Raw genomic sequence first — 11,948 nt, forward strand, 5'->3', positions numbered from 1 at the left:
CGCGCCGGTTGACAGAATGCGACATCGGCTCTCCACATGTGGGGCAACCGGGAACCGGCCCGAAACGTTCGAGCGAGGCATGTCGAGCGCGGTTCAGCCCATCCCCGAAAACGAGCGCAGTCCCTTTCCGGACAAGGGCTGGCGGCAGGTCGGCATCGCCTTCACGATGCTCGGCACGGCGGCCGCCATCCTCCTCCTGATGGGCCGGCATCCGGTCTGTCCCTGCGGCACGGTGTCCGTGTGGCAATGGTCGCGCGATCCGGCGGAGAACTCGCAGGCCTTCGCCGACTGGTACTCGCTCCTCCATGTCGTGTTCGGCATGGCGCTCTTCGCGGGCGTCCGGCGTCTGCGGCCGCACTGGTCGCTCCCGTCCGTGTTCCTCGCCGTCATCCTCGGCCATTCGATCTGGGAGGTCGCGGAGAACACGCCGCTGATCATCGGCATCTTCTCCGGCGGGGCGAACGCGCCGCATTACGAAGGCGACAGCCTCTTGAACTCCTTCGGCGACACGGTGTTCGCGCTCGGCGGCGCGGGCCTGATGCCGTTTCTCCGCTGGCCGGCGGTCGCGCTCGTCGTCGTCGCGGTGGAAGCCGCCGTCACCTTCGGCGTCGGCGACGGCTTCGTCGTCGGCACGCTCCGGCTGTTCGGCGTCGATATCTAGAACTTCGTCGACTGCCGCGCGGCGCGGCGCGCCCGCGCATCGTCGAGCTTCAGGGGCTTGGCCTTCTGGACAGCGCGCCAGCCGGTGGAGAGGATCGTGACGACGCGGTTGCCGCGGAAGTCCGCTTCCGCCGTCAGGAGGCCACGCTCGGCCATGTAGCCGAGAAGGAAACGCCCGCGCGAAGGCGAGTGGCTGCCGTAAGCCCGCGCCAGCGCCGCGTCGTCCGGGCAGTCCGCGCTGTCGCGGGCGGCCCGCGCCAGCATCAGGAACACGCCCTGCATGTCCTCCGGCAGGGCGTCGGACGCGTCCAGCACCGTCTGCCACGCCTCGTCCGCATCCGCCGCCGTCACGCCGGCCCGCGCGAGGCTCAGCCGACGGCGGAAGGCCGCCATGTCGGTCTCAGCGCCCCGCAGCCGCTTCAGGCGGCAATGCGTGAGGAAGTCCTGGTAGAGCACCGGCACGGGGCGGAAGGCGGAAGCCGGATCGGCGAGCATCTCGGCGAAGATGTCCTCGACGAGCGCCGCGCGCTCGGCCTCGCTGCGCTCGTCGTCGGCCTCCGGGGCCGGCTTCTCGCGCGCCGCGACGACGCGGCCGAGAAGATCGTGCGTCGAGACGTGCTCGCGGACCGGGCGCGACACCGGCGGCGGCAGATCTTCGGCCGGCGCGGCGGCGAAGATCAGGTCGTGCATCGCCTGGCCGCCCGCTTCCGGCAGGGAGAGGAGCGAAGGGCGGCCGGTGCGCCCGCGGGTTTCCACCGAGCCGATCCGCACCGCCACCGGCCGGCGCGACAGGGCGGGCCCGAGCGCGACGAAATGGCCGGGCTCCAGGTCGCGGAAGCGCTCGGCCCCTTTCCGGTCCATGCCGAGGAGGTCGGCGGCGCGCGCCATGTCGATGTCGAGGAAGGTGCGGCCCATCAGGAAGTTCGAGGCTTCCGCCGCGACGTTCTTGGCGAGCTTGGCGAGCCGCTGCGTCGCGACGATGCCGGCGAGGCCGCGCTTGCGCCCGCGGCACATCAGGTTCGTCATCGCGCCGAGCGAGACCTTGCGCGCCTCGTCCGACACCTCGCCGGCGATGGCGGGCGCGAAGAGCTGCGCCTCGTCCACCGCGATCAGCATCGGGAACCAGTGGGCGTGGTCGGCCTCGAACAGGCCGTTCAGGAAGGCGGCGGCGCAGCTCATCTGCACCTCGGCGTCGAGACCTTCGAGATTGAGGACCACCGAGGCGCGGTGCTCGCGGATGCGCAGCGCGATGCGTTGCAGCTCGGCCGGCGTCCGGTCGGCATCGACCACCAGATGGCCGAAGCGGTCGGCGAAGGAGACGAAGTCGCCTTCGGGGTCGATGATCGCCTGCTGCACGTAGGGAGCGCTCTGTTCGAGCAGCCGGCGCAGGAGATGCGACTTGCCTGAACCGGAATTTCCCTGCACGAGCAGGCGCGTCGACAGGAGTTCCTCCAGATCGAGCTCGGCGGGCTCACCGTTGGCGACGGTTCCGAGATCGACGGCAACCTTCATCAGGCACTGATTCCGGGATGGTGGACAATGGCGTGAGATACCACGCCGCCAAGAACGGGAGTCGAGGTGCAACGCTCCCTTCCACAGCAAAGGAAAGCTGTGGATGGCCGCAGCCTCACGCCGCCAGCGCGATCTCCGGAACCGTCTCGCGCACCAGCGCCATGTCGCGGTTGAAGGCCTCGGTTTCCTTGGCCTGCAGGTCCGGGTCCGGCAGGCGCAGGATGTAGGCGGGGTGCACCGTCACGAGCAGCTTCGTCTCGGCGTCGAGGTCGATCAGCTTCGAGCGCGTGTCGCGGATCGTGACCGACTTGCCGAGGACGGTCGCGGCGGCCGTCGCGCCGAGCGCGACGACGAGCTTCGGCTTCACGATGTCCCGCTCCATCTCCAGCCAGAAGCGGCAGGCCTTCACCTCGCCCATCGACGGCTTCTGGTGGATGCGCCGCTTGCCGCGCGGCACGAACTTGAAGTGCTTCACCGCGTTGGTGACGTAGGCTCGGCTGCGGTCGATGCCGGCATCCGCCAGCGCCGAGTCGAACACCTTGCCGGCCGGGCCGACGAAGGGTTCGCCGGCGATGTCCTCCTGGTCGCCCGGCTGCTCGCCGACGAAGATCACCGGGGCGTCGTCCGGCCCCTTGCCGAACACGGTCTGCGTCGCCGGCTCCCAGAGCGAACAGGCCTGACAGTGCTTCGCTTCCGCCCGCGCCTCGTCGAGCGTCCGAGGCTGGTTGCCGAGAAGCGGATCCTCCGCCGTCTTCGCCGCGCGTGCCATCCCGATCGTCTCCGCCACCCGTTCGTGGCGCAAACTCGGCAGGGTCGGCGCGGTTTCCAGCATGCGCCGCGATGCCGCTTCCGCGCCGCGCACCAGCGGCTGGATCAGCGTCGCCTCGGGCAGGTTCTTCCAGTACTTCTTCGGCATCTCGGCCTGCATCGCCTTCACCTTCAGCCGGGCCGGATTGAAGATCGAGGCGTAGTAGGTGAGCCAGAGATCCTCCGTCGCGTCTTCCTTCGGCCGGTCCTCGATCGAGGCGCCGGGCGCGAAGCTCAAATCCGCGCCGTCCCAGTGGACCGAGCGCAGCGGCGTCAGGATGCTCCAGACCATGCCGGCGAAGCGGCGCATGAAGAACGGCGCGGTCAGTTCCACGACATGATGGCTCGGCTCGAACCAGGCGATGTAGTGCCGGCCCTCCCCCGTCCCGATCTCGCGGAAGCGCACGAAGGCCTTCATCTTATGCGCGTCGCGATAGACGGCCTTCTCCATCTCGCGGGCGCGGATCACATCGTCGTCCGAGGCGACTTCGAGCAGGCCCTTCTCCGACTGCAGCCGCCAGAGCAGGCGATAGGCGAGCACGAAGCGCTCCGGGTCGGCGTTGCAGACGACGTGCTTCGCCAGTTCGGGAAAGGCCTTCGCGACGGTCACCTGCGGCGCGTCGTCCGGCACAGTTTCGGGCAGCGGCTCGGCGAAGAGGCTCGGCGCCTCGTCGCCGACCGTAAAGCTCATCGCGTCGGGCTGCACCCGGCAAGTGACCGCGCGTCGCGCCGCCTCGCGCCAGCCGTCGAAATCGGCGGGATGGTCGAGGCGGGCGAAGAACATCGGTGAAACTCCGGGCCGGGTGCGGAGCAACGCGCTCAGAACAGCGCCAGTTGCCGGGGCGTCGTGTCGCGGGGCACGAAGTCGAAGCGCAGGTTCTCGCGGTCGGTCGAGTGGCCCGGCGACCAGTCGCTCGCCACAAGGAATGGCCGCACCTTCTCCACCGACTGGCAAAGCTTCGCGACGTCCCCCAGCGTCAGTCGGCGATGGCGGCGGGTCGACAGGATGCGCTTCACCGCCTTGGTGCCGAGCCCCGGCACGCGGAGCAGCAGTTCGCGGTCGGCGCGGTTGACGTCGACCGGGAAGCGTTCGCGGTGCTTCAGCGCCCAGGCGAGCTTCGGGTCGACGGCTAGATCCAGCATGCCTGCCTCGCCGCCCGCCACGATCTCGCGCCGCTCGAAGCCGTAGAAACGCATCAGCCAGTCGGCCTGATAGAGCCGGTGCTCGCGCATCAGGGGAGGCTTGAGGAGCGGCAGGCGGCTGGACGAATCCGGGATCGGCGAGAAGGCGGAGTAGTAGACACGTTTGAGCTGGTAATTGCCGTAGAGGTTCTCCGACCGGCCGAGGATCGCGTCGTCGCTCGCCCCGTCGGCACCGACGATCATCTGCGTCGATTGCCCGGCAGGAGAGAAGCGCTTCGGCTTGGCGCGATCCTTCGCTTCGCCGCGATGGGCCTCGATCTTCGCGCGCAGGTGCCCCATCGAGCGGCGGATGTCGCGCGCGTCCTTTTCGGGCGCGAGCGCCTGCAGCGACAGGTCGGTTGGCAGCTCGATGTTGATCGACAGGCGGTCGGCGAACAGGCCGGCTTCCTCGATCAGGAGCGGCGAGGCATCGGGGATGGTCTTCAGGTGGATGTAGCCGTTGAAGCCGTGTTCAAGCCGAAGCTTTCTCGCCACTGCCACCATCTCCTCCATCGTGTGGTCGGAGTTGCGGATGATGCCGGAGGAGAGGAACAGCCCCTCGATGTAGTTCCGCTTGTAGAAGTCCATCGTGAGCGTCACGACCTCCTCCACGCTGAACCGGGCGCGCGCGACGTTCGAGGACGAACGGTTCACGCAGTAGATGCAGTCGTAGATGCAGAAGTTCGTCAGCAGGATCTTCAGAAGCGAGATGCAGCGCCCGTCCGGCGCATAGGCGTGGCAGATGCCGGAGCCTTCCGTCGAACCGATGCCTTTCGATTTCAGCGAATTGCGTTTCTCGGAGCCGCTCGACGCGCAGGAGGCGTCGTATTTCGCGGCGTCGGACAGGATCGCGAGCTTCTGCTGAACGGTGAGTGCGGCCATGCGGACAATCTAGCGTTCGTGATATGTTCTACCATAGCGTCCGCATGGTTATCCAAAGCTTTCCGCTTTTACCTTCTGCAACGATCGTTGGGCCCTTGCGCTGCCGACCCATTGCATCGGCACCAAACGGGAACACATATTGCGGCGAAGGGTTTAGGGAGCAAATCCGGATCGCGGCATCGTCCGCAGGGCCGGAAAGCGCTCTTTCGTTCGATAGGTGTACTCATGAGAAAGCTTCTCTTGTCCCTCGGCGCGGCGGCGACGCTCGCGGCCGGCATGGTCGCGACGACGGAAACGGCTTCGGCCGATCCCTGGCGCGGCGGCTACTACCGGCACGGCGGCTATCACGGTGGCGGCTGGGGTGGCGATCGCTGGCGGTATCGCCACCACAACGGTTGGGGCGGCGGCGACGCGCTCGCGGCCGGCGCGATCGGTCTCGGCGTGGGGGCGCTGCTCGGCAGCGCCATCACCAGCGACCCGTATTCCAGCGGCCGCTACTACGGCCGCGGCTATTACGGCAACGGCTATGATGGCGGCGGCTACTACGGCCGTCCGGCCGACGTAGTGGTCGAAGGCCCGGTCTATCGCGAGCGCCGCGTCTACTATCGCCCAGCGCCAGTCTATCGCGAGATCCGCCCGGTGCGGGCCTACAGCCATGCGGACGCCTGCGCCGCGCGCTACCGCACCTACGACTACCGGACCGATACGTTCATCGGGTACGGCGGCGTCGTGCGGCCCTGCCGGCTCTAGGCAGACGGCGGGAATTCGTTCTGGAAGGGCCGGCCTCGCGCCGGCCCTTTTTCGTTCGGGTGGTCCCTAATGCGCCTTGGCGGCCGCGCGCTTCGTCAGGACCTTGACGAGGTTGGCGCGGTAGGCGCCGGAGCCGTGGAGGTCCGACAGCATGTCGCCGGCATCGACCGTCAGGGCATTCAGGTCGCCGCCGTTCGACAGCGCCTCGCCGCCCTCCTCCCACAGGAACGCGCCCGACTGCGAAGCGCCGGTGACGCCGACCTTCACGTCGTTCCCGCGCTTCGCGACGAACGTGCCGCACATCGCGTAGCGGGAAGCGGGGTTGCGGAACTTCTCGTAGCCCGTCGCGTCCGGCGCCTCGAACGAGACGGCCGTGACGATCTCGTTCTCCTCCAGCGCGGTCTCGAACAGGCCGAGGAAGAAGTCGCTCGCGGCGATCTCGCGGTCGGTCGTGTGGATGGTGGCGTCCATCGCGAGGAGCGCGGCCGGATAGTCCGCGGCCGGATCGAAGTTCGCGACCGAGCCGCCGATCGTGCCCATGTGGCGCACCGCCGGATCGCCGATCAGGTGCGCGAGTTCGGCGAAGCCCGGGCAGACCGCCTTGATCTCCTCCGATGCCGAGATCTCCGCGTGCGTCGTGCCGCCGCCGATCCGCACGCGTCTGCCGTCGACCGCGATGCCCTTCAGCTCGTTGATATGGCGGAGATCGACGAGGTCGGTCGGGCTCGCCAGCCGCTGCTTCATCGTCGGGATCAGCGTCATGCCGCCGGAAAGGTACTTGCCCTCGCCGCCGGCCGCGGCGATCGCTTCCGCCGCCTCGGCGAGGCTGGACGGGCGGTGATAGTTCGTCTGGTACATCGTTTCCCTTCCCGTCCCGTCAGTTCGCCGCGACCGCGTGGAGCGCCGCCCAGACCTTTTCGGGAGTCGCGGGCATGGTCAGCTCGTTGTTGCCGATCGCGTCGGTGATGGCGTTGATCACGGCGGGCGGCGAGCCGATCGCGCCGGCCTCGCCGCAGCCCTTGAGACCCAGCGGGTTCGAGGGCGAAGGCGTCGACGTGGTCGAGACCGCGAAGTTCGGCAGGTTCGCCGCGCGCGGCATGGCGTAGTCCATGTAGCTCGCCGTGATGAGCTGACCCGAATCGTCGTAGAGCGTGCCTTCGAGCAGCGCCTGGCCCACCCCTTGCGCGATGCCGCCATGCACCTGGCCGTGGACGATCATCGGATTCACCACGGTGCCGAAGTCGTCGGCCGCGACGAACTGCACCAGCTCGACGCCGCCCGTGTCCGGGTCGACCTCGACCTCGCAGATGTAGCAGCCGGCGGGAAACGTGAAGTTCTGCGGGTCGTAGAACGCGCCTTCCTTCAGGCCGGGCTCCATGCCGCCCGGCAGGTTGTGCGCGGTGTAGGCGTTGAGCGCCACCTCGTGCCAGCCGAGCTTCCTGTCGGTGCCGGCGACGCGCACCTCGCCGTTCGCGATCTCGATGTCGCCCTCGTCGGCTTCGAGAAGGTGCGCGGCGATCCGCTTCGCCTTCGCCTCGACCTTGTCGAGCGCCTTGACGATCGCCGACATGCCGACCGCGCCGGACCGGGAGCCGTAGGTGCCCATGCCGAACTGCACCTTGTCGGTGTCGCCGTGGATCACTTGGACGTTGTCGATGGGCAACCCGAACCGTTCCGCGACGAGCTGCGAGAACGTCGTCTCGTGGCCCTGGCCATGGCTGTGCGAGCCGGTGAGGATCTCGATCGTCCCGACCGGGTTCACCCGCACCTCGGCCGATTCCCACAAGCCGACGCCCGCGCCGAGCGAGCCGACCGCCTTCGAGGGCGCGATGCCGCAAGCCTCGATGTAGCAGCTCATGCCGAGGCCGCGCAGCTTGCCGCGGCCCTTGGCCTCCTCGCGCCGCGCCTCGAAGCCGGCGACGTTCGCCGCCTGCATGCCGGCGTCGAGCGAGGCCTCGAAGTCGCCGGCGTCGTAGCACATGATCACCGGCGTCTGGTGCGGGAAGGCACGGACGAAGTTCTTCCGCCGGAGCTCGGCCGGCGACAGGCCGAGCTCGCGCGCCGCGGTCTCCACCGTGCGCTCCACGACGTAGGTCGCCTCCGGCCGCCCCGCGCCGCGATAGGCGTCGACCGGAACGGTGTTGGTGTAGACCGCCTTGACGTTCACGTAGATCGCCGGGATGTCGTACTGGCCGGACAGGAGCGTGCCGTAGAGGTAGGTCGGCGTCGCGGAGGAGAACAGCGACATGTAGGCGCCGAGATTGGCGACCGTGTCGACCTTCAGCCCCAGGAACTTGTTGTCGGCGTCGAGCGCCAGTTCCACTTCCGTCACGTGGTCGCGGCCGTGCGCGTCGGTGAGGAAGGCCTCCGTTCGGTCGCTCGTCCATTTCACCGGCACGCCGGTCTTCTTCGAGGCCCAGAGGCAGACGATCTCTTCCGGATAGATATAGATTTTCGAGCCGAAGCCGCCGCCGACATCCGGCGCGATGACCCGGAGCTTGTGCTCCGGCGCGACGTTGTAGAAGGCGCTCATCACGAGGCGCGCGACATGCGGGTTCTGCGAGGTCGTCCAGACCGTGTAATGGTCCTCGGCCGGGTCGTACGAGCCCAAGGCCGCCCGCGGCTCCATCGCGTTCGGCACGAGCCGGTTGTTGACGATGTGGAGTTTCGTCACGTGGGCGGCCTTGGCGAAAGCGGCGTCGGTCGCGGCCTTGTCGCCGAGTTCCCAGTCGAAGATCAGGTTGCTTTTCGCTTCCGGATGAAGCTGCGGCGCGCCGTCCTTCAGCGCATCCGTCGCCTGCACCACGGAGGGCAGTTCGGCATAGGACACCTCGACGGCTTCCGCCGCATCGCGGGCTTGGCTCCTCGTCTCGGCCACCACCACGGCGACCGCCTGCCCGACATGCCGGACGGTGCCGACCGCGAGCGCCGGCCAGGCGCCCATGTTCATCGGCGAGCCGTCCTTCGAGGTCACCGCCCAGCCGCAGATCAGGTTGCCGATGCCGTCGGCCTGCAGTTCCGGCCCGGTCAGCACGGCGATGACGCCCGGCATGGCCTTCGCGGCCTCGGCGTCGATGCCGGACAGCGTCGCGTGGGCGTGCGGCGAGCGCACGAAGGCCGCGTACTTCATGCCCGGCACCACCATGTCGTCGGTGTAGCGCCCGCGCCCGGTGATGAAGCGCCGGTCCTCTTTTCTGAGGACGCTGGCGCCGATGCCTTCGATACCCATTTGCGTGAAACCTCCCAGTTTCGTGTCGGGCGCGTTCCGCCTCGGGCTTATTCGGCCGCGGCGAGTTGCGGTTCGGCCGCCACGCCGGCCGCGGAGGCAGCGGCGAGGATCGCCTTGACGATGTTATGGTAGCCGGTGCAGCGGCAGATGTTGCCGTCGAGTTCCTCGCGCACCGTCTTCTCGTCGAGCCCTTCCGGGTGGCGCCGGATCATGTCCACCGCCGTCATGATCATGCCGGGGGTGCAGTAGCCGCACTGGAGGCCGTGATGCTCGCGGAACGCCGCCTGCACCGGGTGGAGTTCGCTCTGGCTCGGCGCGAGGCCCTCGATCGTCAGCACCGTGGAGCCCGACGCCTGCACCGCCAGCATCGTGCAGCTCTTCACGGCCACCCCGTCGACATGGACGACGCAGGCGCCGCATTGCGACGTGTCGCAGCCGACATGCGTGCCGGTGAGGTTGAGATTGTCGCGCAGGAACTGCACGAGAAGCGTCCGGTCCTCGACCTGCCCCTCGATCGCGCGTCCGTTCACCGTCAGGGAAACCGCGGTCATTTATCCTCCAAGCGATGCCGACGCGCTCGCGCCGCTTCGATCCTTTGAGGCCGGCTCTCCCTCCGGCGTCTCCGCCCGCGAGACTGCCTCCGATGCCGGGCGGCCGGCAAGCGTTTTTTAGAACGATTCCAGCCGCTATATTCGGCGGAAGCGTTCGCCTTGCCTTCGCCGCAATCTGTGACGCCCCGGGCACAACGGCGGCTTGAATCGTCCGGCGGCCTCGCGAATGTCAGGATGACGCAAGCTTCCTGTGTTGTTCCGCCTCGATTTTCGGGCATCCTAGGCATCGACGTGCGAAGGCGGATCGCGTGGGACGATGCCGCCATGCCCTCGCGGCAGCGTCCGGGCGAGGATGACGCGGCGAAATGTCCAAGGCGTGCGGGTGAGAGTGCGGTTCGAGTTCGGCGTCCCCTTTCGCGACCGCTTTGTCGCGTCGCGCTGCTCCCGGCTGTTGCTGGCGGGGGTGGTGTTCGGGATCGCCGCACTCGGCAGCGCCGCACCGGCGAGCGCGATCAACATCTTCGGCCTGAAGCTGTTCGAAAGCGACAAGGACCCGAACGAAGGCGTGATCGACCCGATCCGCTACAGCGTCACACTTTCGGTGATGCCGGCCGACAAGGACCTGCAGGACACGCTGGAGAAGGCCTCGTCGCTCGTCGCCAACGAGGACAACCCGGTGTCGGGATCGCTCGGCCTCCTGTCGCAGGCGAAGACCGACCAGAAGCGCCTCGTCGCGGCGCTCTACGAGAACGCGCGCTACGACGGCATCGTGACGATCCTCATCGAGGGCAAGGACATCGCGACGCTCGCGCCGGACGCGACGTTCGACACGTCCCGCCCCGTGCCGGTGCAGGTCATCGTCGAGCCGGGACAGGTCTTCACGATCGGACGCGTCGAGATCACCGCGAACGGCGTGCCGGTGAATCCCTCGACCTACGATCTGGCAAGCGGCTCCAACGCCGCCTCGACGCGCGTCCTCGAACAGGAGTCGAACCTCTTGGAGGCGCTGCGCAACGAGGGCCGGCCTTTCGTCGCGATCACTCGCCGCGACGTCGTGGCGGACTCGGCGACGGCGAAGCTGGACTACCGCCTCGCCGTCTCGCCCGGCGGACAGGTGCCCTACGGCGACATCTTCGTCGACGGCACGAAGGACGTGGACCCGGGTTTCGTCGCCTACATGACCGGCATCGAGAAGGGGAAGGTCTTCTCGCCGGCGGAACTCAAGAAGGCGCGCGACCGCCTCGTCAAGCTCGACGTCTTCTCCTCCGTCAACGTGCGCGAGGGCAAGGAGCAGATGGCCGACGGGACGTTGCCGGTTCAGGTCGAGGTCGCCGAGCGCAAGTTCAACTTCTTCGGCATCGGCGGTACCTATTCCAACACCGACGGCGCGGGCGTCTCCGGCTATATCGGCAACCGCAACCTGTTCGGGCGGGCCGAGTCCCTCCGCCTCGACGCCTCGGTCTCGCGCATCGGCGCGACGGCGCTATCCTCGGACACGGTGCGCGACACGAGCGACATCGATTACAAGGCCTCGCTGGTCTTCAAGAAGCCGGGCGTGCTCGGGCCGGACTCGGTCTATGTCGGCTCAATCGAGGCGGTGAGCGAGCATCCCCTCGCCTACGACCGCAACTCCATCGCCGGCACCAGCGGCGTCCAGTACGCGATCGACGACGTCCAGAGCGTCGACGCGCGCATCCGGCTCGAATACGAGGCGATCCGCGACTATCTCGGCGACCAGGACTACTTCATCGCCTCGGTGCCGATCGCCTACACCTACGACAGCCGCGACAACAAGCTGAACCCGACGCAAGGTTTCCTCGGCAAGCTTCTCGCCGAACCGTCCTACGAGATCCGCGGCGGCGTGCCGTTCCTGCGCGCCCGGGCCGATGCCTCGACCTACGTCTCCGTCACCGACAACGACCGCTTCATCGTCGCGGGGCGCGTCGCCTACGGCTCGGTGTTCGGAGCGGACCGCGACGACGTGCCGAACGACCGGCGCTTCTATGCCGGCGGCGGCGGCTCGGTGCGCGGCTACCAGTTCCAGACGATCGGACCGTTCTTCCCGGACGAGCTCGGCCCGACCGGCGACGAGTCGTTCAACGACACGCCGCGCGGCGGCCGCTCCCTGTTCGAGGCGAACCTCGAATTCCGCATCGGCGTCACCGAGAACATCCAGATCGTGCCCTTCGTCGATGCCGGCACGGTCGGCGACGAACTCGTTCCCGACTTCGGCAACTTCAAGCTCGGCTACGGCATCGGCGCCCGGTACCTGACGAGCTTCGGCCCGATCCGCGTCGATGTCGGCTTCCCCGCGCAGCCGAGCTCGCGCGACGAAAGCTTCCAGATCTATGCCGGCATCGGACAGGCCTTCTGAT

9 protein-coding genes are annotated in these 11,948 nt (G+C 68.1%); 3 read left to right on the top strand and 6 right to left on the bottom strand.

All coding sequences use genetic code 11. The features are described from left to right. The first annotated feature begins 79 nt into the window (after positions 1 to 79). Positions 80 to 661: a DUF2585 family protein gene (locus tag F6X38_RS00315; protein ID WP_161992568.1), complete on the top strand. Its 582-nt coding sequence runs from the start codon at positions 80 to 82 to the stop codon at positions 659 to 661. Here F6X38_RS00315 and F6X38_RS00320 read toward each other — a convergent pair. From F6X38_RS00320 to F6X38_RS00330, 3 genes are all read right to left on the bottom strand, one after another. Beyond that, positions 658 to 2,172 (bottom strand): helicase HerA domain-containing protein, encoded by a 1,515-nt coding sequence (locus tag F6X38_RS00320; RefSeq protein WP_150967547.1) that lies wholly within the window; start codon positions 2,170 to 2,172, stop codon positions 658 to 660. The two genes, F6X38_RS00315 and F6X38_RS00320, sit on opposite strands and share 4 nt — an antisense overlap. A 115-nt stretch (positions 2,173 to 2,287) precedes the next feature. Further along, positions 2,288 to 3,763, bottom strand: coding sequence for a UdgX family uracil-DNA binding protein (locus F6X38_RS00325; RefSeq protein ID WP_150967548.1), 1,476 nt, complete (start codon positions 3,761 to 3,763; stop codon positions 2,288 to 2,290). A 35-nt stretch (positions 3,764 to 3,798) separates the two neighbouring features. Next, on the bottom strand, positions 3,799 to 5,043 hold the full coding sequence (locus F6X38_RS00330; RefSeq protein ID WP_150967549.1) for a putative DNA modification/repair radical SAM protein: 1,245 nt from the start codon (positions 5,041 to 5,043) through the stop codon (positions 3,799 to 3,801). 225 nt (positions 5,044 to 5,268) lie between these two features. Here F6X38_RS00330 and F6X38_RS00335 point away from each other — a divergent pair, with 225 nt between their 5' ends. After that, positions 5,269 to 5,793 carry a BA14K family protein gene (locus tag F6X38_RS00335; protein WP_150967550.1) on the top strand — a complete coding sequence of 175 codons (525 nt, stop codon included), beginning with the start codon at positions 5,269 to 5,271 and terminating at the stop codon, positions 5,791 to 5,793. Positions 5,794 to 5,859: 66 nt separating this feature from the next. On the opposite strand, the gene F6X38_RS00340 is transcribed toward F6X38_RS00335, so the two are convergent. From F6X38_RS00340 to F6X38_RS00350, 3 genes are read right to left on the bottom strand one after another with little or no spacing between them, the layout of a single operon-like run. After that, the gene (locus tag F6X38_RS00340) at positions 5,860 to 6,651 is read right to left on the bottom strand and encodes an FAD binding domain-containing protein (RefSeq protein WP_150967551.1); all 792 of its coding nucleotides are present in this window, start codon (positions 6,649 to 6,651) and stop codon (positions 5,860 to 5,862) included. 19 nt (positions 6,652 to 6,670) lie between these two features. Beyond that, complete coding sequence (locus F6X38_RS00345; RefSeq protein ID WP_150967552.1) at positions 6,671 to 9,022, bottom strand: xanthine dehydrogenase family protein molybdopterin-binding subunit; 2,352 nt, start codon at positions 9,020 to 9,022, stop codon at positions 6,671 to 6,673. A gap of 47 nt (positions 9,023 to 9,069) precedes the next feature. Further along, positions 9,070 to 9,573: a (2Fe-2S)-binding protein gene (locus tag F6X38_RS00350; RefSeq protein WP_150967553.1), complete on the bottom strand. Its 504-nt coding sequence runs from the start codon at positions 9,571 to 9,573 to the stop codon at positions 9,070 to 9,072. Positions 9,574 to 9,955: 382 nt separating this feature from the next. Here F6X38_RS00350 and F6X38_RS00355 point away from each other — a divergent pair, with 382 nt between their 5' ends. Then, positions 9,956 to 11,947 (top strand): autotransporter assembly complex protein TamA, encoded by a 1,992-nt coding sequence (locus F6X38_RS00355; RefSeq protein ID WP_246191110.1) that lies wholly within the window; start codon positions 9,956 to 9,958, stop codon positions 11,945 to 11,947. Position 11,948 lies beyond the last annotated feature (1 nt).

This window comes from Plantimonas leprariae, assembly GCF_008802405.1.
Classification (GTDB): domain Bacteria; phylum Pseudomonadota; class Alphaproteobacteria; order Rhizobiales; family Rhizobiaceae; genus Plantimonas; species Plantimonas leprariae.

Excerpts from the sequence above, each read along its gene's own strand:
- F6X38_RS00315 (WP_161992568.1), top strand. The coding sequence starts at position 80 with ATGTCGAGCGCGGTTCAGCCCATCCCCGAAAACGAGCGCAGTCCCTTT.
- F6X38_RS00320 (WP_150967547.1), bottom strand. The coding sequence starts at position 2,172 with ATGAAGGTTGCCGTCGATCTCGGAACCGTCGCCAACGGTGAGCCCGCC.
- F6X38_RS00325 (WP_150967548.1), bottom strand. The coding sequence starts at position 3,763 with ATGTTCTTCGCCCGCCTCGACCATCCCGCCGATTTCGACGGCTGGCGC.
- F6X38_RS00330 (WP_150967549.1), bottom strand. The coding sequence starts at position 5,043 with ATGGCCGCACTCACCGTTCAGCAGAAGCTCGCGATCCTGTCCGACGCC.
- F6X38_RS00335 (WP_150967550.1), top strand. The coding sequence starts at position 5,269 with ATGAGAAAGCTTCTCTTGTCCCTCGGCGCGGCGGCGACGCTCGCGGCC.
- F6X38_RS00340 (WP_150967551.1), bottom strand. The coding sequence starts at position 6,651 with ATGTACCAGACGAACTATCACCGCCCGTCCAGCCTCGCCGAGGCGGCG.
- F6X38_RS00345 (WP_150967552.1), bottom strand. The coding sequence starts at position 9,022 with ATGGGTATCGAAGGCATCGGCGCCAGCGTCCTCAGAAAAGAGGACCGG.
- F6X38_RS00350 (WP_150967553.1), bottom strand. The coding sequence starts at position 9,573 with ATGACCGCGGTTTCCCTGACGGTGAACGGACGCGCGATCGAGGGGCAG.